We start from the raw sequence: 25,906 nt of genomic DNA on the forward strand, positions 1-25,906 counted from the left end.
TTAGGCATAAAGGAGGCATCATATGCGATTCATTGCGAAGGATTACCGGCGGCACAAATATTTGTATTTCATGATCGCCCCCGTCATCCTTTATTACTTCATTTTTCATTACGTTCCTATGTACGGAGCTATTATTGCATTTAAAAACTACCGGATCGCCGACGGTTTTCTGGGCAGTTCCTGGGCGGGCTTCAGCCATTTCATCAGTTTCTTCGACAGCTATTATTTCTGGAGGCTGCTCAAAAATACACTTCTCATCAATCTTTATTTGCTGTTGTTTTCGTTCCCGGCGCCTATTCTCTTCGCTTTGCTGATCAACGAGATCGCCGGGAAAAAATTCAAGAGCATGGTGCAGACCGTCACTTATTTGCCGCACTTCATTTCCATGATCGTCATCTGCGGGATGATTACGCAATTCGTAGCCAGAGAAGGAGTAGTCACGGATATTCTAGTCTGGTTCGGCATGGATCGTACAGCCTTGCTCGGCCACCCCGAATATTTCCGTGCGGTATACGTCATTTCGGATATTTGGCAAAGCGTTGGCTGGGGCTCCATCATTTATCTAGCGGCCATATCAGGCATCAATCCCGAGCTATACGAAGCTGCCCGCATCGACGGCGCGAATCGTTGGAAGCAAACGCTTCATATTACTTTGCCGGGACTGGCTGCCATCATCACCATTCTGTTCATTCTTAAGATCGGCAACATGCTGGATGTCGGCTTTGAAAAAATCATACTGCTGTATAATCCCAGCACGTACGTGACGGCAGACGTTATTAGCACGTTCGTGTACCGGAAAGGCTTGGGCGGGACCAATGAATTCAGTTATGCGACGGCAATCGGCCTGTTCCAATCGGCCATCAACTTCATGCTGCTGCTCGCGGCAAACCGATTCAGCAAGAAAGTAAGCGAGAACAGCCTATGGTAACGGCGCGTAATGACATTCAAGCGGTAATCTGCCAATAGGAGGCCTTACAGATGGAGACAACATCCGTCAAAAAAACAAAGGGTGAACGTATTTTCCAGGCCATACTTGTCCTGTTCATGTTATTTATGATCGTGATCACCTTATATCCGTTTATCTATGTACTGCTGTCATCGATAAGCGATTCGAGACAATTGATTTCCCACACCGGTCTTTTGCTGTCGCCGCAAGGCTTAAATTTGGATGCTTACGTAAAGGTGTTCCAGAATCCCAATATTATCGGCGGATATATCAATACGATCGTCATCGTGGTAGGCGGAACGCTGCTTAACTTATTCATGACCAGTCTGGGAGCTTACGTGCTCTCGCGCAAGGGCGTTCCATGGACCCGAACCGTCATGCTGTTAATCGTTTTCACGATGTTTTTCTCGGGCGGACTCATTCCTATGTACCTGCTTGTCAATAACTGGCTGGATTTAGGGAATTCACTGCTTGCCCTCATCATTCCGGGCTTGATCTCAACATGGAACCTCATCATTCTGCGTACATCCTTCGAGGCTATTCCGGATGGCTTGATCGAGTCTGCCCGTATGGACGGCGCGCAGGATTTCACCATCCTTTTCCGTATCGTCCTCCCGCTTTCGCTGCCGGTTATGGCCGTGATGGTCCTTTTTTACGGAGTCAGCCATTGGAACTCCTGGTTCAGCGCCATGATTTACCTTCGCGACAGGGAGTTGTTCCCGCTGCAATTGATTTTGCGCGAGATATTGATCCAAAACAGCACAGCTTACATGTCGGGCGACGCCTCGGCATCGGATGTAGAGGCAGTAGGCGAAAGCATCAAATATGCAACTATTATCGTGGCTACTTTGCCGATCCTGGCGGTGTACCCCTTCTTGCAGAAATATTTTGTGAAAGGTGTTATGATTGGGTCTATTAAAGGGTAGCCGACGAAACGGAGCGTGTGGGGATGCAGGGATGGAGGGCTAAAGGGGTACAGCGGAGATGGCTGCAATCGTATGCCATTGTTCTGTTGATTCCTATCATTATGATGACGGCCACTTACTGGCAAACGAGACATGTAATCAACGACGAAATACATCGAGCCAATTCCGCCTTGCTCTCCCAGCTCAAGCTGGAAATCGAAAATTACACGGATTACGTGTACCGATTGTCCGAGATGATCTCGCTTAACCCGAAAGTCAGATCGATCATAAGCAACCAACAAAACATCGACGCCAAGGATAGGCTTAATATGAAACACGCCATCGCCGATTTCAAATCGTACAATATCGCGAATCGGTTCGTGGACCACTTCTATATTTATTTCAGCGCGGGCAACTTTGTATTGACCGACAGCTCCTATTACGAAGACGAACTTTATTACGAGTTGAACTATAGTCAATCGGACTTATCGCTCACGTCTTGGAGAAGCAACCTTGCGGAGGAGCATCGCGGCCGCTTTATGAGCCTGGGAGAATTCAGCGAAGGCGCGCGGCCAGGCATTATGTACGCGCAGTCGCTGCACTTTCCTAGCAAAGGAGAGTCTGTGGGGACGACGTTGGTCATCGAGCTTAATCAAAGTCGATTGATGGAATCCATCCGTAATTTGCAGTCCTATAATCAAGGAAGCGTCTACATTTTGGATGATGAGGACAGACTCCTTGCTTCCTCCGAACAAGCAAGCGCGCAAGAGCGCAGCTTCCGGCTTCCGGAGAGCAAGAACGACAGCTCGGGCACGGTAACGGAAGATTGGGATGGAAAGCCGATGACGCTGTCCTACATTAAATCGGAGACGACGGGCTGGAAGATCATCTACGCCTTGCCGTCCGAGTTGTATAGCCAAAAGGCGGAATACATCCGCAATTTATCCGTTCTCATGCTGGCGATTGCCGCAGTACTTGGTTCCATTCTGTCCGTATGGATGGCCAAACGGAATTATGATCCGCTGCAGCGGCTCGTTCGCAATGTGGCGGCGCGCAGCGAAATCGAACCTTCGAGAGGGAGCAAAGGGACCGAATACGACTATCTGGAGGAAGCGCTGGACAACACGCTTGATCGCTACAAGCTGATGAATCAGACGATCGAACGCCAGAATCAGGCGCTCCGCTCCAGCCTGCTTGCCCGGCTGCTCAAGGGAAGAATCAAGGACGGCGTTCCTATTGCCGAAGTATTGCCGGATCACGGCCTCAGTCTGAGAGGCAGCGGAGTAGCCGTCATGCTGTTTTATCTGGAAGACTATAGCGGCTTTTTCCGAATCGACGAGCAGGATGCCGAGAAGAAGCGGGAGTTTGTCCATCTTGTCATGACGAACATCGTGGAGGAGCTGGCGGGCCAGGAACATCAAGGCTGGATGACGGATATCGACGACATGCTGGCGTGTATCGTCAATTTTAATACCGAGACTTCCCAGGAAGCCGCCATGGCTTATTTAAAGGGTGTGGCCGAAGAAGCGCAGCGCTTTATCGGCAGCAGATTCCGTATTCTGTTTACGGTTTCCATTAGCTCGATTCGACATTCTGCCCAGGAGCTGCCCGCAGCGTATCAAGAAGCGTTGGAGGCGATGGAATACCGCATGCTCCAGAGCGGGCAGTCCATTATTTGGTATGAGCAGACCACGGTTCGCGAGCTGGCCTACGTCTATTCCATCGAGAAGGAGCAGCAGCTTATTAATTGCGTCAATGCCGGCGATTACGTGGCGGCCAAGTCGACGCTGGATGAAATCATCGATTGTAATCTGGAGCAGAAAAACGTATCGGCCGATCTGATCCGTTGTCTGCTGTTCGATATGTGCAGCACGATGATGAAAGCGGGCATAGAGGCAAACCTCTCTCGCGAGGAGCTCTACGAAGAAAATCTTGCCGCGATCCGCGAGCTGTCGAGCGGAAGCACAGTAATGGTCATGCGCGAGCGCATGTCCCAGTTTCTTCAGCGTATATGCGCGTTGGCGGAGCAGCGGAGGAAAAAGAGCAAATATCGGCTGTACGATGGCGTGCTTGCTCTTATCGAAGAACGGTATGGCGATAATAACCTCGGCATTAACATGATCGCGGAGCAATTCGAGGTTCACCCGTCCTATCTTTCCCGTTACTTTAAGGAGCAGTCAGGTGAAACGCTGACGGAATACATCAACAAATGGCGTATCGAGAAGTCCAAGGCACTGTTGCTGCAGGATGACATTTATATTAAGGATATTAGCGATAGGGTAGGTTTCTTTAGCATAAGCACCTTTATCCGCTTGTTTAAGAAATACGAGGGGATTACGCCAAGCGCTTATCGCGATATCCATAACGCGCAAGACTAGCGGAGGAGTGAACCCATGGGGACCGAAATCAGTCATTATCGAACCATTGTGCTTGGAGCGACCTTTACCGGCTTGGGCGCAGCGTTGGAAGATATCGACGGCACTTTGGTCATTGAGCGGACGGCGCTTGTCGGTCACGAATTTATTAATAGCTTTAATCCGGGGAGAGGCTGGAACGATACGCCGTTATCGACTTCCGGCGCCTCGTTGAGAGAGGAGTTGAGGGAGAGAGGGATCTTGTCCGACGACGGTCTCGTCCATCTTCCCGCCCTGGCTCCCGTGTTGTATAACCGGATTTATGAGTCCGGGCTTCGCGTTTTTCTTTTGACTGAGGTGCTCCATGTCGAAGAGAAACACGATTATGTGGAAGTGACGATTCATCATGCTTCGGGACGAAGCGTCGTCAGAGCGGATCGTCTCATCGATACGCGGACGGAAGCGGTTATGGACGCCGATAAAACGGCCAGACGAATTAACGCCATGCTGCTGTATGTCGGAGAGACGCCGCTTGATGCCGTCATGCCAGACGCTTTTGTCGTCCCGGATGCCGAGACGGAGATCGTGAAGGGCAAGCTTGGCGGAGAGCTTATTCTCAAGCTAGCAATCGGGAACGAAGACGATTGGGTGCAGGCAAGAAGTAATCTCAACCGTGTCTGGACGGACAGGACGGGGGAATGGTTGGACTGGCGGATTTGCGCGGTGGCGACATGCTTTGAGATAGAGATGGCTGCATGCAACTCATCGGGGGAAGGACGTATCCAGCGCTTGACGTCCGCGGCTTATTGCAATCCGCTTGAGGCCTACGAGGCTGGCATTGAAGCAACGGGAAGGAAGGTGAGCTGAAGATGCTGCTATCTCAACGAATGGCCGGCGAGGTTGTCGCCGAGGAAGTTGGTGAGGTCGAGTTTCCGCTTGCCTACGATATTATCGTCGTGGGACTTGGGACATCGGGCTCCATGGCGCTGATCGCGGCAGCAAAAAGAGGGCTGAAGGCGCTTGGCATCGAGCGTTTGAACAGCATGGGCGGCATGGGCACCTCCGGCTCTGTAAACGGCTATTATTTCGGCTCGCAGGGCGGGCTCTACGAGACGCTGGACCGGGAAGCGGCAGAGCTGAGCGAATCGGTCTACGCGAAGTCAGGCGCCTACAACGTGGAAGCCAAAAAATACGTGCTGGAGCAGGAAGCGGTCCTCGCAGGCGCCGAGCTTGTCTTCGAGGCTTCGATTACGGGCGTCTATCTCGAAGGCAAACGGGCAGCGGGCATACAGTGGATCGGGCCTAGCGGCATCCGGAGCGCCGCCAGCAAGATTATCATCGATTGCACCGGCGACGCGGAGGTTTGTTCCATGGCGGGTTGCGCAACGAGCGTGGGACGGGAACTCGATAATCGAACGCAGCCGTTTACGAGCGTAAAGGTTTATGCGGCGAACCGGAAGGTGAGCTGGATTAATTTTGACTCGGGCTGCACGGATCAGAGAGACGGCGTGGAGCTGTCCGGGGCGATTCTATTCTCCCACTCGCAGCATCTGGAGGAAAAGTATGAGGATGGCAAGGGGCGCATGTTGTATCTTGCGCCGCTGCTCGGCATCAGGGAAGGACGTTTGATCGAAGGGGAAGAGCCGATTAAGCTGGATCACTTTTTCGCTGATCGGGTTACCAATGAGCCTTTGTTCTACGCCTATGCCGATATCGACAAACATGGCAGAGATCACGCCTTCGAATCCGAGGAGCTTGCCGACTGGTTCGTAGGCAGCAATCTCGGGGCGATCAATGTGACGGTGCCCGTGCCGCTCGGCGCAATGATCCCGCGGGGATTCGACGGACTAATGGCCGCCGGACGTTGTCTCGCGGTCGACCATAGCTTGTCCACCTGCGTCCGGATGAACCGCGACATGCAGAAGTGCGGGGAAGCGGCGGCGACGGCGGCCTGGCTGGCGATCAACAAGGGCGTGCCCGTTAAAGAGGTGCCTTACGAGGAGCTGGTCGGCTATTTGGCCGAGACGGGCTGCTACGATCCTGCTAACGACAAGGGATATCAGGTCGCGTATCCGGCCGACCGCAAGCCGCCGCAACGCATCAAATGGTTGGAGGATCTCGAGGAGATTTGCAGCGGGCTTGCATCCGACTCGCCGGGGATCGCCATCTGGTCCGCTTTCCGGCTGGGGCATGCCGAGGTTGGAGCCGCGCTTCGAGAATGGCTGAGCGATGATGACGCCTATCTTCGGAAGCACAGCGCATTCGCGCTGGGACTGATGGGCGACGAGGCGGCGCTGCCCGAGCTGCGCGGGATGTTGGCCGAGAGGGACGCTTTCCAGCTCAAGGATTGTCGCAAGAACAACCAGATGCGCGGTTATATGGCAATCTATCTGCTGGGCAAGCTCAGGGACGAAGGCAGCATCGACGAGCTGGAGCGGCTTGTATGCGAGCCCGAGGAGCTGAACAAGCCGATTTACCAAGGTGTGGATACCAGCGATATCTTTAAACCGAAAAAATTCAACGAAATTTATTTCCAATTTTTCTCCCATGCCATGATGGCCTTATTGAAAATTTATGGGGATCGCCCGGGTCAGCGGGACCGGATCGGCGGCATCTTAAAGAGAGCGGTCGGCCATGACGCTTATATTTCGCGTATAACCGGCCAGAAGCCTGGAACGTACCATTACTCCATAGCCGAAAATATGAAGCTTATCGTGGAGCGGAAGGTAGTCTGAACGGGATCGAGGATGGAACGATAAAGCCGTGCGCCTGATGACAGGGGCACGGCTTTTGTAATTGGATCTGTCTTGCTGGCTTGTTATTGCGTGTGCGAAAAAGTTCCGTATTAATAGCTGAATGCTTTGCTCGCATGCAGTTCGCGATCGCGGCGTCCAGCGCCAGAGAGTAATGCTGCAAAGGTATCGCGGCTTTGAGGCACCGTTATGCGCTCCGCGCTTACACGTTCTCCTGGTCCAACGACGGCAATCTTTTCACCCTTTGGAACACCGATGACAGCGCCGTCCTCGATGACGGCGTTTTCGCCGATAATCGCATTATGAATACGAACGTTGCGTCCAATCCTTGCGCCAGGCATAATGACGCTTTCGTAGACAATACTGCCTTTGCCGATTTCCGAACCCGTGCCCATAATCGAACGTTGCGCGGCGCCTTCCATCCGGCAATGAGGATCGACGATGCAGTCATGAGGCGCGGTCCAGTTGCGGCGGTCGCGGCGGGCGGAAGCCGGCGCGTAGCCCGAGAGAAGCGGCCAATGAGACTTTGACAACCGGAGCGTGCCGTCGATCAGCTCCATGTGGGCTTCCCACAAGCTGTCTACCGTACCGACATCGCGCCAGTAGCCTTCATAAGGATACGCGTTCAGGTTGTCGCCATCCTCCAGCAGCTTCGGTATAATATCCTTGCCGAAATCATGGCTGGAAGCCGGGTTGGATGCATCCTGCTCCAGCACTTCCTTCAGCTTGTCCGTACGAAATAAATAGATGCCCATAGAAGCCAGGTTGCTTCTTGGACGGGCGGGTTTCTCTTCGAACTCAACGACGCCGTAATCATCGTTTACATTTAGAATGCCGAAGCGGCTTGCTTCATGCCAGGGCACCCGTTTAACCGCTACTGTAGCAGAAGCCCCGCTGCGGATATGCGCCTCCAGCATGGGGCGGTAATCCATTTGATAAATATGGTCGCCCGACAAAATGAGAACATGTTGCGGATTGCGGGGCTCGATATAGGATAAGGTACGATAAATCGCGTCGGCAGTTCCTGTGTAACAGCCGCTCGGAGAATGATCGGAAGCCGGCAGCATCGCAATTTCGCCCAGATGCTTGGTCGGTATAGCATTAAGCCAAGCGCCACCATCTCCGATATGGCGGTGAACCGTGTCGGCGCAATATTGGGTCAAAACTCCGATCCTGCGAATGCCCGAGTTCAAACAGTTGCTTAGCGGAAAATCGATCATCCGATACCGTTCTCCAAACGGTACAACCGGTTTAGCGAGTGAAGCGGTAAGCGGTGCCAGCCGTTTGCCCTCGCCGCCTGCCAGGAGCATGGCCATACAAACCATTTGTGTCATTATCTCGTCCTCCAAGCTTATTATTTGGGTAGGTATCGCTAGGTCGTGTCTGAAAACCCGCTCAGGGGCATCTTTCACCGCCTTTCCGCCCCCTGCTTCGTCACTTTTGCTTGACGTACCCCCGGTACGCCTTCACAAAAGTTCCTTGCATGGAACGAAAATTCGGCAAAATCTGCTCCCCTCGGAGTATTCAGACACGCCCTCGTCAATTTGTATTGGTAACCATTACTTACACGTCATTACCTGTATTTGAAACAAGCTCGTTGTTTGATCGCTGCGCTATTTGATCTTCCGCCATACGATCCGGTATCCATTCGGCTCAAGTCCGATGACCAGCTTGCCGTCCGGATTGTCGATCCCCTCGCCGGTTAATGCATCCTGCCATCCGCCTTCGATCATGGGGTGTTGAAGCTCGACGAATTCATCCGAACGGTTGATCCATACCGTAAAGTGCTCATTGTCGTCCAGCCGTTCGTAAATAAGAGAGCCGCCGTCAGCTTGTGCAGACAATACGCGGAAACGGCCGCTGCGCAGGACGGCATGTTCTTTTCTTAGCGCGATGATCAATTTGTAGAAGTCAAATAGGTCCCGGTTCTGGTCTTCCTCGTTCCAGATCATGCATTTGCGGCAATCGGGGTCGTCGCCTCCGTCCAATCCAAACTCGTCGCCGTAATACACGCAAGGCAAGCCCATGGTGGTCATCATATAGACGACGGCTTGTTTTACTCGCCCGACATTGCCCTCGCAGCGGGTCATCAAACGCGGAATGTCATGACTCGACAACAGATTGAACAGCGTTTCATTGGTTTGCTGCGGATATCGCATCTGGAGCTTGTTCGCATGTTCCGCAAATTGGGCGGAAGAGAGCTTTCGATCGGCGAAAAAGCCCAGCATCAGCTCCGTCAATGGATAGTTCATGACCGAATCGAACTGGTCGCCGAGCAGCCAGCGCAGCGAATCGCTCCAGATTTCGCCTATAATAAAAGCGTCCTTGTTCGCCCCTTTGACCGCTTTGCGGAAGTCTCGCCAGAAGCGATGGTCCACTTCATTGGCGACATCGAGCCGCCAGCCGTCGATCCCCGTATCTTTTATCCACTTGACAGCTGTTTCGATCAAGAACTGTTTGACGTCGGGATTTGCTGTATTCAGCTTTGGCATATGGCCGTAGAAACCAAACGTGTCATAGTTCGGCACGCCATCTTTTACTTCAACCGGGAATCCGCCCAGATGGAACCAGTCCTTGTATTCCGACTGCTCGCCTTTCTCCAGGACATCCTGAAACGGGAGAAACTGTTCGCTTGCATGATTAAAAACGGCGTCCAATACGACGCGGATGCCGCGCTCGTGGCATTGCTGGACCAGCTTCTTAAGCAGCTCTTTGTCTCCGAACTGCGGATCAACCTCGCGGTAATCGGTGGTGTCATATTTATGATTCGAGGGGGAGCGGAAGATCGGCGTCAGATAAACGGCGTTTACGCCCAGCTCGCTTAAGTGGCCGATGTGATTGACGATGCCCTGAAGATCCCCTCCAAAAAAGGAATCTCTCTCCGGCTTTTCTCCCCAAGGCAAGGTGCCTTCCGGATCGTTGGACGCGTCTCCATTTTCGAAACGATCGGGAAAGATCTGATAGAAAATGGCTTCCTTGGCCCATTGGGGGGCGTCAAACAGATCGATGGCATGGATGTAATGCCCTTCGAAATACCCGCCGGCAGGCGCAGGCTGCTCGGAAGAGAAGCCTTCTTCCGTCAGCCAGATCGTCTCCTCGCCGCTGTGCAGACGGAATCCGTAGCTGAATCGTTTAAATTCCGGCCGGATGACGGCCTCCCAATAATCATGCAGGCCATCCGCGGCGATGTGGTCCATTTCGATTTCCTGGCAATGATGATCCCAGTCGTATTTATCCCCAGCAATCGCAACAACTCGCTCGACATCATTACGTTTGGTTTTAAGACGCAAATGGAACGTCTCGGGATCATAGGCATACGCCCATCTGTGGCTGGGGGAATGGTAGATGCTCTCTAATTGCACGGGGTCAGCTCCTTTTCTCTTTACTCTTATGTTTCAAAAGGTGCGCTAAAAGAACGATGGGATAAATCGCCCCCTCATGGCCTTTGTAAGTTACTACACTTGTTTCCATCGTTATTAAACATTTGATGTTGATACATCCTACTCCGGTCGACCGTCAAATAGCGTCGCTGGTGTTTATTAGATTTTCAACCTTTGTTCCCAAGTCTGGGAGTCGCGTCATTTCCTGAACGACAAAAAAAGCAGCCGGTCGTCAGCCGGCTACTTTCTTGTCTTAATAAGTTTTAATAAGCTATTGTCTCCTGTTACTTCATGTTCCTTTGAATTCTCTTTATTCATCGCGATGTGGGATTGAATATTGGGCTGTTGTAGGTTGATGTTGTCTTGATCGAACTTCACTACGCCAACAGTGCGCGGTTTTCGTTGGCAGCTGAGGCGGAGTCTCCGACTAGAATGTTCTAATTCTCATTAAAAGAGCAGCCTTGACTCAATACTTCAGCTTCAGCAAATTCCGTTCCTGAACGAATGTTGAAGTGTTGAAGAGGAAAAGTGCGTTCTGGATGCCGTTCTCCTCCATATAATCGCCGATGTTGCCGTTGTAATAGCGGATGTCGACCATATGGATTTCCTTTACGTGATTTGTCAGGAACGGCAGCATGCTGTGCGCGTAGGAGTCCTTTACGATCAGCAGCTTCTCCAGATCGGCATCCTCGGATGCAATCTCGTTTGTTACCGTAACCAGCGCGTGGACGCCGCCTTGAAAGTAGCTGTATTTGTCTTTTTTGCTCAAGTAGCTGTCGTCGTACAGGCTGTCTCTTGTTTCATCGGTATCGACGATGTGCATCTCGGACGCCACGGGATTTTTAGGCTCGTATATTTCGATGGTGTCGGGCCGCAGGCCGCCGTATTGCCCCTTCGTATGATAGCTGCCCAGGAACGAGTCGGAGACAGTGCGGATATGAAAATCCTCTTCCGCGAGAGGCTCCCAGCCTAATGATTCGGCATACGCCCGATATGCCAGATAAGCGCCGTATGTCGTCCAGTGATGGTCGGTGCGGTAGAATAGCTGGCGATCGTCTTGTTTACTCCCAGTATCCGCATGGTCCAGAAAAGCGAAGCCGTCGAGAAACGTCAATCCGCCGCCGATCTTCCCGCCGATCCACATATTGACTTCCCGCTGAGAATACGCCTCGGCCATCCAGGGCAAACGATTCGGGTACATGCCCACGGAATTGGGTGCAAGCAGGAAGGAGAGCCGCGCTTCGGGATGGTTGGCGGCGAATTTGTTTATCGCGTCTACGTAGGAGCCTAACTCATCCAAGTCGGGTTTCCCGAACTTTTCGAACAAATATCCGTCCTCTCCCAGGAAAATGCCGTTGTTCTCCTTCTGCAGCCGTGTCTGCTCCAGCAGGGACTTCGTTGCGATAAACTCGGCTCGGAACGGGAAATGATCGGTCACGTACAGCTCCGCATCCTTGGCGAATTGCTGAGACCAAATCCGGCTCCAGGAAAACTCCGGATTCTCCTGAAGCTTGCGATTCTCAAGCTCGGAGAATATCGTCTTCGGCTCGAAGATAAAAAACAGCAGCAATCCGATGAGCAGCGCAAGAAAACCCCCGATATATATGCGATCAATCCATTTGCCGGACATAGATGAGGCCTCCAAGCTAAAAGTACATGTTCAAAAAACAACCTCTAAAATCGGAAATAAAGAAACGGATTAAATGTAGCATCGACGAGATAGGCGACGGACATCAGCAGCAAAACCGCATGCCAGCCAAAACCGAGCAAAGGGAGCACTACGGATGCGGATTTGCCGCTGCCAGCTTTCCGAGTCCCATCGCTGCCAGTTATATCATCTGCAACCGAACGGTTTTGAATTCCACCTTTCAGGCGCGCCTGGACGGAACGAATCAACCCCCGCCATTCCAGCGAGCCCATCACAAGCAAGAGAAGCAAAATGGCATTCGTATACAGTAAATAGATGCTGTGACGATCGAACCAAATGCCGTTCCCCCCGAACATGGCGCTTATATAAGCAGCAACGTCTCCGATATTCTCGAAAGCGAACAGAACCCAGCCGATCAAAATGAGCAACACAGCGTACAAATGGCGGATTGAGCGCGGCAGCCGCGCAAGCAAGCGAAGCAAAAACAGCTTCTCGGCGATCAAAATGACTCCGAAGTACAGTCCCCACAGCAGGAAGTTCCAGCTTGCGCCATGCCAGATGCCCGTCAGCAGCCACACGATCAAAATGTTGCGAAGCTGCTTCGTCATTCCTTTTCGGTTGCCGCCCAGCGGGATGTAGACGTATTCGCGGAACCAGGTGCCGAGGGAAATATGCCAGCGCCGCCAAAAGTCGGTCATGTTGACCGCCGTGTACGGCTTGTTAAAGTTTTCGTTGAAGCGGAAGCCGAACATCAGTCCCAGACCGATCGCCATATCGGAATATCCGCTGAAGTCATAATAAATCTGGAAAGCAAACGCGATGATACCCAGCCACGCGGTCAATACGGGAAGACCGGACAAGCTGTCGGCCGCGGACACCTCGTTCCAGAGAAGACCGATATTGTTGGCGAGCAGCACCTTCTTGGCCAATCCGATGCAGAATCTCCTCACGCCTTCTGCGAACATATGGGCGTCGACGCGGCGATCTTTCAGCTGCTCGGCAATCGTGTTGTAGCGCACGATCGGCCCGGCAACAAGTTGAGGAAACAGCGAGACGAACGTCGCGAAATCGATCCAATTGCGCTGGGCTTTACTATCTCTGCGATAAACATCGATAATGTAGCTCATCGATTGAAACGTATAAAACGATATGCCGATCGGCAACGGCAGGTCGGTCGGCGGAATGGCCGTGCCGAGCACGGCGTTTACGTTCGCGATGAGGAAATCGGCATATTTGAAGAAACCGAGCACGCCCAGGTTGACGATAACGGACGCGATCAGCACGGCTTTCCGGCCTTTGCCGCTCATGCCTTTCCTATCCAGCAGCAGGCCAAACAGGTAGTCAGTCAGCGTGGAAAACAGCATAAGCGCGATGTAGATGGGCTCGCCCCATGCATAAAACACGAGGCTCGCAAGGAACAACATCAGATTTTTAATTCGCCGGGGCGACAAGTAGTACAAGATCAGAACGACGGGCAGGAACAGAATCAGGAACAGCAGGCTGCTGAATACCATAACGGAGGTATTACTTCACGGTTTCTTCGAATTTGTCGGCTACATCGGCCGCGTCCTCGGCAATGACGAACATAACGAAGTTTCCTTTGGTCACGAGCTTATAGTTTTTGGCGTTTTCGTATTGATCCGGAAGATACTGCTCGAACGACTTTTGCACCGCTTCCGCGCGTTTCTTGATGCCTTCCTCAACCGTCGGAATGTCCTTGGCGTCCTTCACCTGAAAGACGGCAAACTCCGTCGTGGAAATATTCATCATAGGCATCAGCACGACGTAGTCCTGGAACAAAGCCTCGTCGAGGTGGTACATGTCTTTTAACATCGCAGCGTCCGGTTCAATAAACGCGGGGCGATCGGCTTTGTTAACCAGAGAGTCCATCACGTAGCGCGAAGTGCCTTCTTTTGCAGGTTCTCCGCCCTCTTCACCGCCATTGCCGTTCTCCGAACCGGCTCCGTTGCCGGCATCCGGCGTCTCTGTAGGAGCGACTGTCTCGGTTGGAGCGACCGTATTGGTAGGCTCGGCATTTCCCTTATTGTTGTCCGCGCCGCAAGCCGCGAGCGCGGCTCCCATGGCGAGAATCATCAGCATATTCAGTATTCTTTTTTTCTTCATTGTGTCCATCTCCTTGGTAGTTGTAATTTGTTGACATAATATTGCGTGCACACCGCTACAGACGGTACCCTTTCCCGGAATGTTGCAAGAAGGTTGCCGGATGGATTTTTTTGCTACAGTGCAGGCGAGATGCATCAAGGGGTCGCGGATCACGTCCCATCTGTGATAGAATGCATAAAAGAGCTATTCCGCGCATGGTGCGCCGGCAAGTAGGAGGACGACAATGGAGTATATCAGCACTAGAGGCAAGATTGGCAAAATCGGATTTATCGAAGCATTTATGATGGGACTCGCGGACGACGGAGGTCTGCTTGTTCCAAGCGAGATTCCCGTCATCTCCGAAGCAACGCTGAAAGAGTGGCAATCGCTCAGCTACCAGGAGCTGGTGTTCGCGATCTTCTCGCACTACACCAACGGAGAAATTCCCGAAGCGGATCTTAAGGCGATGATCGCCGCGAGCTATGGCACATTCCGCCATCCGGAAGTGACGCCTGTTCGCCGCATCCGCGACGATCTGTACTTGCTCGAGCTGTTCCATGGACCGACGTTCGCCTTCAAGGATATCGCGCTGCAATTCATGGGTCAGTTCTATTCCTATGTCGCAAACCAAACAGGCAAAAAAATTCATATACTGGGCGCTACTTCCGGCGACACCGGCGCTTCCGCCATCGAAGGCGTGAAGGGTAAGGAAGGCATCAAAATTTGTATTTTGCACCCGACAGGCAAGGTCAGCAAAGTACAGGAGCTTCAGATGACGACCGTACAGGACGACAACGTGCTGAATCTGTCGGTCGAGGGCAACTTCGACGATTGCCAGCGTATGATCAAGGAGCTGTTCGCGGATTTGGATTTCAAGTCGGCCAATCATCTGGCGGCCATCAACTCCATTAACTTCGTGCGCATACTGGCGCAAACGGTCTATTATTTCTACTCTTACTTCCAGGTATCGAAGGCAACAGGCAAGTGGGAGCCGGTCAACTTCAGCGTGCCAACGGGCAATTTCGGCGATATCTTTGCCGGTTACGTAGCGAAGCGGATGGGATTGCCGGTAGGCAAGCTCATTCTGGCGACAAACGAAAACAATATTCTGGAGCGGTTCATCCACGAGGGCGTCTATATGCCGGGCGACTTCCGCATGACGTACAGCCCGTCCATGGATATTCAGGTAGCGAGCAACTTCGAGCGTTATCTGTATTACGTCCTTGACGAGAACGCGGCCGAAGTGGAACGTCTGATGAACCAATTCAAGATAGAAGGCGAGATCAGCATTCCCGAAGGAGCGCATCTTAAGGTGCAGGCGGAATTCGCGGCGCACGGCGTCGGCGGTCAAGAATGTCTCGACACGATCTCCGATTACCAGGCCAAGCACGACTACCTGCTGGATCCGCATACCGCTTGCGGCGTATCCGCGGCGGATCGCTGCAGCGAAGAGGGCGATATGACGATTGCGCTGGCTACTGCGCATCCCGCGAAATTCGACGAGGCGATCCGTCTCTGCGGCATTGAACAGAAGTTCCCGGCCGAGATTCGAGTCTTGTTCGAAAAGCCGCAGCGTCAGACATTCGTTGACGGCAAGCTGGAGGACGTGACGAAGGAACTCGTTCAATTTTATAACGCGTAACGCATCCTCGGCACACACGCATCACTTAATCGCACCCGCTTAATTGCGGATGTTGCAAATGACCGCCCGTCTTGGCTTTTCGCCTGGATGGGCGGTTTTTTCCGTTTGTGGTTAGGATACCCAATATAGGAATAATGGAATGGATAGATAGAGGGAAAAGCTCCCTCTATTCTCGCGAAAAAGCCTAAATTCGTGGTATTAAAGGGAAATCCTCCCTTTATATGCTTCGAAATATGTGACAGGTTCCGTATTTGCGTGGATTAGTGGGAGCATTTCCCGTTATTGTTCTGAAGTGAGGCGAGGGTGGAGAAAAAGAGGGAGGTTTTCCCTTTGTTTTTTGCCTCAACCTGATCTTGGTTTGCCCTTGCAATCCTGCATAATTTCGATGTTCAATCTCCCGTAAGGAGGTTGATGTTCTATGAGTAGAATGTCCCATTGAACGATATTGTACGCCGTTGAATAACAAGGCAGCAGGCATTGGCGCATAAGCATCCTCCATACCAAATTCCGTACATTGTTATAAAATGCTGCGTTCCGCCTTGACCTGGCTTGCCAGGGGAGGGTACACTCTGACATAATCGGCTGTTCCCTGCGCGAAGCGACATTCGTGAGCGTTCATCCGCTCGCTCGCACGCCTGCCGAATCCACCGGAGCGGAGTTGTCGGACTATGCATATCATTCGAACCATGGCTAACCGGAAGTATTTACAGCGGATTTTTTTCTATGTCAACTTATCCATGGCTGGGCTGCTCGTTATCGCGGCGGTGTCGTTCTACCTCTACTCCCAGCAGATCATTCTGCAGACGCAGAAGGATTCCAGCCGCAAAGTGTTGGCGCAAATCAAACACAACATTACTTATATTACGGATATCGTACGCAACATCGGGATAACGGCAAGCATGGATCCCAACATCGTCTATCTGATGAATGCGGCGGTCCCGGAGCCGGTGATGAAGTTCCAGACGATTCGGAAGATGGACACGCTGGCGGATTCTACCTCGTTTATTGATTCCATCGTCGTTGTTAACGGTGCGGAGCGAAAATTTTACAGCGGAGGATCGGGCGCATGGAGCCGCACTAACTGGACAGAACTGCAGGAACGGCTGACGAAGCAGCTGGAATCGATGGGGAGATATGCGGATGCCAAGCTGATTCCTTTCAAGCTGGACGAGAGCAGTCCTGACGTGGATCTCTTCTCGTTTATACTGACCGAGAATCATGCGGGAAGCGGCCAGTTGCCGAACGCCGTCATCGTTAATATTAGACCTCAGTGGATCTTCGATAATATTAAGAGTCTGGATAATGTAACGGACAATAGCGACGGCATGGTGCTTCTCGACGAGCAGGGGAAGCTGCTGCAGACGGAGGGGATTGGCTCGCCGTATGCCGCCGATGTGCAGCGGCTTCTGGAGCGTATGGTCCATTCGGCGGGAAACTCGACGCATGACTTCTCGATTCAGAAAATCGAGGGAAGGAAATACGTCATTTCGGAAATGAACATGGATGTAAGCGAATTAAAGGTCATGAACATTTTGCCTTACGAGAAGGTCATGGGCAAGGCGGAGACGCTGCGCGATATTACGCTGGCGCTCATTGTCGTTTTTCTGGTCGCAAGCTTCATCCTGTCGCTGGTCATTACAAGCCGGCTGTATCGCCCGATCGGGAAGCTGTTCGAATTGTTCCATCGCAATGATGTGCGGACGGACGAGTCGGAGTCGGGCAGCCATGACGAAATGAGCTTTATATCCGACGTGTATCGGCTTACGCTCGATAAGCTGCGTCAGGCCAATCGCGAGGAAAGCGGCAAGAAGCAAATTGTCAGCGATTATTATTTGCGGCGATGGTTGACCGACAGCCGCTCCATGACCGGCGAGGAGCTGCATCATTGCGCCGAAGCGAGCCCGGGACTGTTTGAGGCGGGAGGAGATGGCGCAACCGTGTGGCAATTGGCCGTTCTCTCTCTGGAGCAGCCTATAACGGACAAAAAAACGCCGGAATCCGTTACGCAAGAGAAACTGTATCGGTTCGCGGCATGCAACATTGTGGAGGAGACGGTCGCTCGGCATTATTCGAACCGGGTAGTCGATATGAACAACGAATATATTGTAGTCATCATCCGTGTTATGGAAGGGGAGGCCGACCAACCCGCTTTAACGCAACTGCTGGCGGAGGCCCGGCGAATCTTCAAGCAATTTTACCGCCAGCGAACCTTCTCGGCGGCCGTCAGCGATGCGGTCGAGGATTACAAGGAGCTAACGCAGGTCTACGAATGGACCGTGCAGCAGCTTTTGTATCGTCTCGCATTGGGACCGGAGACGATCATTACACCCGACGACGTGCGGGGCAATATGGAGCGAAGCGATTTTACCCTGCCTGCGGAGCTGGAGAGAAAGCTGGCCGACAGCATCCGGACGAAGGATGCTGATGCCATTGACAAACATTTGTCGCGGGTTTTCGAGCTGATTGCGTCCATTCATTACGATTACATGACGTACGCCGCCATTCAGGTCGTGCTGCTTGTCAAGGCAATCATGCGCGAGCCGGCGTTCGCCTCTTACGCCAATTCGGTCGAGCTGCAAAATATGAATCAGAAGGTGATCAAAGCCGAGTCATTGACCGCAATGCGCGAGATCATCGGACATTTCCTGCAGCAGCTGTGCGAGGAGGATCCGTCCCATCTCAAGGAGGACCGGAACCTGATAATCGTGGATACCATTAAGGAGTTTATCGAAAACAACTATTCGGACATCAATCTGAGCTTGCAGTCCATCGCGGCCTACCTAAAGATGTCTCCTGCGTACGTGGGCCGGATCTTCAAGCAATACGAAGGAGGGTCCGTCGGCGATTATTTAAACGGCTATCGTTTGGACAAAGCGTGCGAGCTGTTGATTGGCAGCAGCTATAACGTAAAGGAAATCGCCGATTGTCTGGGCTTTAACAACGCAAGCTATTTTATTACCCTGTTTAAGAAAAAATACGGGGTTACGCCCAAGGAATACCGCCTGAATGCGGCGCTCGGCAAATAAAAAATCTTGTTTCAGTTATGAAAATTGGAACAATTGACAAAAAACGAAACAAAAGTAAGGACGTTTCGTCGATTTTGTGATTTCGTTCGCCGCCTCCCTTTGCCACAATAATGTCGCAGACCAATATGAACCATGCGAAAGGGTGAAGACTGTGGCAAAGAAGTATTTGTCGGCTTGGCTGATTGTGTGCATGCTCGCGATGGGCATGCCCGTCGCAATCGCGCAAGCAGACCAGGCAGAGCAGATGGAGGGGGCGGCTTTATTTGTTTCGACGTTTGGAAGCGATTCCAATAGCGGGACGGAGGACGATCCGCTGCTTACGCTCGAAGGGGCGCGGGATGCAATCAGAACTATGAAAAACGATGGAGGGCTTCCCGCCGGAGGCATTACCGTTTATTTGCGGGAAGGCGTCTACGAGCGAAACGCGACGTTCGAGCTGGGAGAGGAGGATTCGGGAACGGCCGATTCCCCGATCGTGTACCGTTCCTACCCTGGAGAAACGGTTCGTCTGACGGGCGGCAAGGAGCTGGATCACGAAAGCTTCGAGCCCGTCAGCGATCAAGAGGTGCTTGGGCGGATCATCGACGAAGAAGCGCGCGGTAAAGTGGTGCAGGTCAATCTGCCTTCGCTCGGCATTACCGATTACGGCCAGATGAGCCGTCACGGCTATTGGAAGGCAAACGATGTCAGTCTCGTGCCGCCAATGGAGCTGTACGTCGACGGACAAGGGATGACGCTTGCCCGTTGGCCGAACGAAGGTACCGTGCAGATGGGAGAAATCATCGATCCGGGACCGACGGTAGACGATGCCGATCTGCAGAAGCGCGGAGGCACCTTCGCTTATACGCACGACAGGCCGAAGTATTGGTCCCAGGCGGACGATATTTGGCTGGACGGCATTTTCGGCTACAGCTGGGAATGGTCGTACAACAAAGTCGCGGCCATCGATACGGCGAAAAAAACAATGACATTGCAATACGGCGAAATGTCGGGCCTGCTCACGAACTGGTATCCGGATTTCCATTTTGCCCAAAATCTGCTCGAGGAGCTTGACGCTCCCGGCGAATATTACATTGATCGCACAAACGGAATCCTGTACTTGATGCCCAATGCTGCGTTTCGAAACGGACAAGGCGATATCACGGTAACGATGCTGAAGGAGACGATGATACGCGCGATCGGCGCTTCGCATATCCGGTTTGAGGAGCTGGCGCTCGAATACGGACGCGATACGGCGGCGGTCATTCTCGGCGGCAGCGATATTACTATCGCCAATAGCGAGATCAGCAACTTCACGAACGGGGGCGTGCTGATCAATTCGCCGGGCCGCTACGCCTATGACGGCATCGAAGGAGAACTGGACGGGCGCAACCATGCCGTCGTCTCAACGCATATCCGGCATGTCGGAGGGACGGCCGTTACCCTGCATGGCGGGGATACGAAGACGCTGGAGCCCGGCAACAACCGGGTGGAAAATTCGCATATTCATGATTTTGCCTATTATCACAAGGCTTACAATCCCGGGGTGCTGTTCGCGGGCGTCGGCAACCAGGCGATCGGCAACGAAATTCATGACGCGCCTCATCCCGGCATCATCGTGTATGGCAACGACCATTTGATCGAATACAACAACATCTACGACATCTGCAAGCAATTCCAGGACCTGGGCGCGATCTACATGAACGCAGGCATGGATCCCGAGGAGAGAGGAACGATCGTCAGGCACAACTACTTCCATCATATCGGGGAGAATCTGCATGGCGTCGAGGGCGTTTATCCCGACAATATGACGATGGATCTGACCATCGAAGGCAACATTTTCTACAAGATGGGGAACAGCGCGATCAAAAGCGGTACCGGCGCCTATATCTATACCTCCAACAATATTTTTGTAGATACGTATGTTCCTTACGACAACTATGAGATGTTTATGAGCAAGGAGCCGGGCAACAGGGTCGACCGGGATTATATGCCCGTATGGGAGAAGCTATTCGAGGAAAACAACAACTTTATCGGCACGCCTTATGCGGAAAAGTATCCCGAGCTTCTGAAGTTTTTCGATGAGGATCGTCATCAACCGACGACGAATAACTTCGAACGCAATGTCATTTATAATCCGACGCTCCCACGTTCGACCCAGACAAACGAGCATGGTGTACGCGATATAAACAATCTGTTGAACCATAAGGACAATTGGGTGGCTAACGTCGATCCCGGCTTTGTCGATCTGGCGGCGGGAGATTTCAGTCTGAAGCCGGATGCGGAAGTGTTAAAGCAGATTCCGGAATTCGAGGCCATTCCGTTCGAGCAGATCGGTACGCAAGGCAAAGTAGGGCTCCCCCATGGGGAAGACTCTATCGCCGTATCGGGCGTTTACTTGCCAACGGACAATCTGACGATGGAAATCGGCAAGACGGCGTCGCTCCGGGCCGAGGTGGTGCCATGGAACGCGAACAATGCCGCCGTCACGTACAGCAGCAGCGACATTGAGGTTGCGGCGGTGGATGGAAACGGCCGGGTGTCCGGGCTAAAGCCAGGCGTTACTGTCATTACGGTCGTGTCTTCGGCTAATCCGGAATTGAAGGATGAGACCGTCGTTACGGTGACCGAAGGCGACGGCGTCATGCACTTTACCGACTTCGAGTCGGGCAGCAACGATTGGCCGGTCGATGCCAATCGCGGCATGGTGAAGGATGAAGAGAACAACCATTGGTATTACATTGTTAACGGAGCGAACTCGCAGCATCCACGCCTGTTCTCCGATTATGTGCTGGAATACCGGCTCAAGACGCCGGAGACGATTCCGGACGGTGCTGAACTGATCATGTACGATCGCAACGGCGATAAAGGAAGCGGGTATATCCAATATCGCCAAACGGCGACGGATTCGACTTGGATTATTTACAATGCGCAATGGCAGACGTTAAAAGAGGAAACGGTCGCAGGCGGGTTCATGAAACCGAATACGATCTATGATGTCCGCGTGGTGGCCCAGGGTTCGTCGATCAGCGTTTATGTGAACGACGTACTGGTCATCGAGGGTCAGAATCCGGCACATAGCGGGTCCGGCAAGGTCGGCTTCTATGTGAATAAAATCGCGAATCTGTGGTTCGATGACGTAAAATTTTCGCTGCCGCGGAAAACGGTAGAGAGCATTGCGATTGAAACGGATGTATTGCATCTCAACGAAGGAGGACAAAAGCTGCTTCGCGCAGTCGTGAAGCCGGATGATGCCACCAATAAATCGTTGCTATGGTCCTCAAGCAACCCTGATGTAGCGACCGTGGACGACAGCGGCTTCGTAACGGCGACGGGCAGGGGAGAAGCGGTCATCACGGCGCGGTCGGCTCAAAATCCGGATGTGTACGCCGCAACAACGGTTATCGTATCGGATGTGCTGCATGCCGTCGACTTCGAGTCGGGCGGCGGCGGATGGCTTGTTGACGCCAATCACAGTATCGAGGAGGATGGCGACGGCAATCACTGGTATCGCCTCGTCGACGGGGCCAGCACCAAGTCTCCCGTCAACTTCTCCAATTACAAGCTGACCTACAAGCTCAGAACGCCGGAAGAGATACCGGTCGGAGCGACATTGCTCATGTATGATCGCGATAGCGCGAGCGGGCGGGGATATATCAGCTACAAGAAGAGCGGAACAGGCTCCACTTGGTCGATTATGAATTCGGAGTGGCAGTCGCAGGAGGAGGCGACCTTCGAGGGCGACGATCTGCTGCCGAATACGGACTACGAAATCAAGGTGGTTGCTCAAGGCGCGGACATCAGCGTTTTCGTTGACGGCGAGCTGCGCTTGCAAGGGGAAAACCCGAACTTCAATGCAACCGGGCAAGTCGGCTTCTATGTAGAAGGTTTCGCTTATCTGGAGCTCGACGATATCGTCTTCGAGCTGGCGCGGGTGCCTGCTACGGAGGTTGTGCCGGATCGGCAGGAGCTGTCGCTGGAGCCGGGCGAAAAGGTGAAAGTGAAAGCAACCGTGTCGCCGCCGGACGCGACGGACAAGAAGCTGATCTGGAGCTCCGGCAATCCGGAGACGGCCACTGTAGACAGCAGCGGAACGATCCAAGCCGTATCGCCGGGTACGGCTGTCGTGACGGCGGCAACGCGCGAGAATGCGGATGTTAAAGCCACCATCGTCGTCACGGTAGCGGCCCCTGATTATCCCGTTATTGAGCTGGACCGCCAGCTCGGCGATACGGAGGGCTGGACGGCAGCGGACGCGGTAAAATTCGGCGAAGGTACGGTTCGTATATTCGGAGATGGCGTATTCGGCTATGAAGGAGAGAAGTTCGGCAGCGGATTGATTACCTTCAAGGCGAAAATCGACGACTTCAACACCGGCTGGTACGGATTCGCGCTGCGATCGGTTCGGACCGGGGATCCAACTTGGGTCAATGGCAATCAGGGATATCTGGTCGTCATCAAGGAGGATATGATCGAATTCCAGACGTGGAAGCCGGGACAGACGATGGTGGACATTATCCCGAATACTTCAGTGTTGCCCAATCAAGAGCATCTGATCGAAATCGGGGCCATCAATGTCGAAGGTGGCATCCGGTTTATCCTGAAGGTGGACGGGAAGGCTGTACTTAACGTACTGGACACCGATCCGGCCAACCCGATTCCATCCGAAGGCTACCTCAATGTATACAACTATGCGGGAGCGGAAGACGCCATCGAGCTGAAACCGTCGCGCAAGCCCGACCCTGGAACGGACCCTGGCACCGACCCGGGGACCAACCCTGGAACGGGAACCGGCCCTATCGTAACGCCCAAGCCTGAACCGGACGAAGAGTTGGTCGTTGTCCGCGAGAGCGATCTGACCTCGGGGAGCGGGGACGGCATCCTTGCTTTCGAGCTGGAGCCCGGTCAGCACGGCGTGATTTTGTCGCAAGAGATTCTAAAGTTGCTCGAGCATCCGATTGAGGTAAGGTCCGGGGAGCTGAAGCTTACCTTCGAGCCGGAGCTTCTCAGGAAGCTCGCGGAGGAGCAGCCGCGGAATGCCAAGCTGGCGATCAAGATGGTTCCACTGACCAAAGAGAACGTTGCGTCGAAACCTTCTGCAAGCTACAAAATGGTCGAAATTCCGTACCGGCTTGAACTGCTTGCGCTGGTGGACGGCGAGGAGCCACGCTATCTATCGGACTTCCCTGAGCCGATTCCGTTGGCATACACGGTTAAGCCATCCGGCGTTGACGTCAATGAGGAATGGCTGGGTATCTATTATGAAAATCAAGCAGGAAAATGGGAGTATGTCGGAGGCGAGTTCGATCCGGCCAGCCGGACGCTGTCTGCCGAGCTGCCGCACTTTAGCGTATACGCCGTGATGGAATACGAAGCGGCCTTTGCCGACATGCCGTCTGGACATTGGGCGAACGGCGCCGTCAAGGCGCTGGCCGCGAGGCACATCGTCACCGGGAAGTCGGAAGATCGTTTTGATCCTGACGGAACGACGACAAGGGCGGAATTTGCGGCATTGCTCGTACGGACGTTAGGACTGCAGAGCGAAGGAACGGCGGAGTTGCCGTTCCGGGATGTACGGCCGTCCGACTGGCATGCGGAAGTGATTGCGGCTGCCTACGAGGTTAAGCTGGTATCCGGACGTCAGGAGGATGTCTTTGCGCCAAACGAACGGATTACGCGGGAGGAAATGGCGGTTATGCTGCTGAGGGCATACGCCTACGCCTCCGGCAAGAGCCGAGTGGAAGCTGGCGCTAGCGGGCCGAAGGACTTGACGGCCGCGTCGCAATGGGCGCGGACTTCCATCTCCGAAGTTATCGGACTGGGTCTGATGACCGGTTACCCGGACGGCGAATTCAAGCCAAAGCGTCTCGCGGATCGGGATGAAACCGCACAGGTCGTTTATAATCTGCTGAAGCTATTATAAGAGGTTGTTCAAAAAGTCCGCTTCCCATTACGAAGTAATTCTGGAAGCTTACTCGACGTCGAATATTGAATGCAACCGAACCTTCCGGTGCTCACGTAGCTTCCACTACGCTCCGCTCCTCAGGTTCTAGTTTCATCCAATCTTCTCGGTACTGATAACCGAACTTTTTGAACATACATTATATTCATCATTTTGCTTAAAAATTGGTACGATAATTGATATTTTGTATCCATTTTAAGATTTATCTTTACCCCCTCCTTATGCCATGATGTGTGACAAGACGGCACTGCGACCCATCATGGATAAGGAGGTGAACAACTATGAAAAAAAGCCGGTTCCGTTTCGGCAAGGGAGACAGAGAGCTCAGCTTGCTCGCTCTCCCGTCGGTCCTGTACATTTTTGTTTTCAGTTATTTGACGATGTTCGGCGCGATTATCGCGTTCAAAAACTACAGGTACGACAAGGGCATTTTGGGCAGCGACTGGGCGGGCTTCGATAACTTTAAATTTTTCTTTATTTCCGAAAAGGCGTTTATCGTGACCCGCAATACGGTGCTGTACAGTCTATGGTTCTGGGTCGTCACCACGCTCGGTGCGCTGATCGTGGCCATTTTACTCAACGAGATATCGCGGAAGTGGAGCAAATATTATCAGACCACGATGTTTTTGCCCACTTTCGTCTCCTGGGTCGTCGTTATGTTTCTGGCGCAAATGTTCCTGAGCCACGATTACGGGTTTCTAAACCGCTTGTACGAATCTATCGGCCTTGACAGGGTCCGCTGGTATCTGGAAGCCAACTATTGGCCTCTCATCCTGACCTTGGCTCATTTGTGGAAATCGATCGGCTTCTCGGCGCTTGTCTATTACGCGGGCATTGTGGCCATCGATCCGTCCTATTACGAGGCGGCGAAGATGGACGGGGCGTCCCGATTCCAGATGGCCCGCAAGATCACGATTCCGATGCTATCACCGCTTATCATTATTCTGATGATCATGGCGATCGGCAACATGATCCGGGGCGATTTCGGCCTGCACTTCTTTGTCTCGAACAATTCGCCTCTGCTGTACAACACCACCGATATTATCGATACGTTCGTGTACCGGGCGCTCAGCGTCAGCGGCGATATCCCAATGGCTACGGCCGTCGGCCTGTATCAGTCCGTGGTCGGGCTGCTGCTCGTGGTGGGGGCCAATTATACGGTTCGAAAAATAAGCGAAGAAAACTCGTTATGGTAGGATAGGGGAACG

The 25,906-nt window shown here is 52.9% G+C and carries 14 protein-coding genes; 9 read left to right on the top strand and 5 right to left on the bottom strand.

Annotation, left to right across the window (positions count from 1 at the left end):
* The first annotated feature begins 22 nt into the window (after positions 1-22).
* From B1748_RS01000 to B1748_RS01020, 5 genes are read left to right on the top strand one after another with little or no spacing between them, the layout of a single operon-like run.
* A complete protein-coding gene (locus B1748_RS01000; RefSeq protein WP_087565992.1) occupies positions 23-928 on the top strand; it encodes an ABC transporter permease in 906 nt (301 codons plus the stop codon).
* A 50-nt stretch (positions 929-978) separates the two neighbouring features.
* Positions 979-1,872, top strand: a complete 894-nt coding sequence (locus B1748_RS01005) for a carbohydrate ABC transporter permease (protein ID WP_087565993.1) — start codon at positions 979-981, stop codon at positions 1,870-1,872.
* A 23-nt stretch (positions 1,873-1,895) separates the two neighbouring features.
* Positions 1,896-4,229 (top strand): helix-turn-helix domain-containing protein, encoded by a 2,334-nt coding sequence (locus tag B1748_RS01010; RefSeq protein ID WP_087565994.1) that lies wholly within the window; start codon positions 1,896-1,898, stop codon positions 4,227-4,229.
* A gap of 15 nt (positions 4,230-4,244) precedes the next feature.
* Positions 4,245-5,072 carry a hypothetical protein gene (locus B1748_RS01015; protein WP_087565995.1) on the top strand — a complete coding sequence of 276 codons (828 nt, stop codon included), beginning with the start codon at positions 4,245-4,247 and terminating at the stop codon, positions 5,070-5,072.
* 2 nt (positions 5,073-5,074) lie between these two features.
* Positions 5,075-6,940, top strand: coding sequence for an FAD-dependent oxidoreductase (locus tag B1748_RS01020; RefSeq protein ID WP_087565996.1), 1,866 nt, complete (start codon positions 5,075-5,077; stop codon positions 6,938-6,940).
* 110 nt (positions 6,941-7,050) lie between these two features.
* On the opposite strand, the gene B1748_RS01025 is transcribed toward B1748_RS01020, so the two are convergent.
* The 5 genes from B1748_RS01025 to B1748_RS01045 form a co-directional block, all read right to left on the bottom strand.
* Positions 7,051-8,292 (bottom strand): sugar phosphate nucleotidyltransferase, encoded by a 1,242-nt coding sequence (locus tag B1748_RS01025; RefSeq protein WP_087565997.1) that lies wholly within the window; start codon positions 8,290-8,292, stop codon positions 7,051-7,053.
* A 279-nt stretch (positions 8,293-8,571) separates the two neighbouring features.
* Positions 8,572-10,320 carry an alpha-glycosidase gene (locus B1748_RS01030; RefSeq protein WP_087565998.1) on the bottom strand — a complete coding sequence of 583 codons (1,749 nt, stop codon included), beginning with the start codon at positions 10,318-10,320 and terminating at the stop codon, positions 8,572-8,574.
* 484 nt (positions 10,321-10,804) lie between these two features.
* The gene (locus tag B1748_RS01035; protein ID WP_087565999.1) at positions 10,805-11,968 is read right to left on the bottom strand and encodes a DHHW family protein; all 1,164 of its coding nucleotides are present in this window, start codon (positions 11,966-11,968) and stop codon (positions 10,805-10,807) included.
* Positions 11,969-12,012: 44 nt separating this feature from the next.
* Complete coding sequence (locus B1748_RS01040) at positions 12,013-13,500, bottom strand: MBOAT family O-acyltransferase (protein ID WP_087566000.1); 1,488 nt, start codon at positions 13,498-13,500, stop codon at positions 12,013-12,015.
* Between the two features lie 10 nt (positions 13,501-13,510).
* A complete protein-coding gene (locus tag B1748_RS01045) occupies positions 13,511-14,110 on the bottom strand; it encodes a DUF4358 domain-containing protein (protein WP_179215303.1) in 600 nt (199 codons plus the stop codon).
* A gap of 223 nt (positions 14,111-14,333) precedes the next feature.
* Here B1748_RS01045 and thrC point away from each other — a divergent pair, with 223 nt between their 5' ends.
* From thrC to B1748_RS01065, 4 genes are all read left to right on the top strand, one after another.
* Entirely contained in the window at positions 14,334-15,731 is a 1,398-nt protein-coding gene (gene thrC / locus B1748_RS01050) for a threonine synthase (protein ID WP_087566002.1), read from the top strand.
* 668 nt (positions 15,732-16,399) lie between these two features.
* On the top strand, positions 16,400-18,757 hold the full coding sequence (locus B1748_RS01055; protein WP_087566003.1) for a helix-turn-helix domain-containing protein: 2,358 nt from the start codon (positions 16,400-16,402) through the stop codon (positions 18,755-18,757).
* 151 nt (positions 18,758-18,908) lie between these two features.
* Positions 18,909-24,659 (top strand): Ig-like domain-containing protein, encoded by a 5,751-nt coding sequence (locus B1748_RS01060; RefSeq protein ID WP_087566004.1) that lies wholly within the window; start codon positions 18,909-18,911, stop codon positions 24,657-24,659.
* Positions 24,660-24,979: 320 nt separating this feature from the next.
* Positions 24,980-25,894 (top strand): ABC transporter permease, encoded by a 915-nt coding sequence (locus tag B1748_RS01065; RefSeq protein WP_087566005.1) that lies wholly within the window; start codon positions 24,980-24,982, stop codon positions 25,892-25,894.
* The last annotated feature ends 12 nt before the right edge of the window (positions 25,895-25,906 follow it).

The sequence above is a fragment of the Paenibacillus sp. MY03 genome, assembly GCF_002165585.1.
In the GTDB taxonomy this organism is placed as follows: Bacteria; Bacillota; Bacilli; order Paenibacillales; family Paenibacillaceae; genus Pristimantibacillus; species Pristimantibacillus agaridevorans.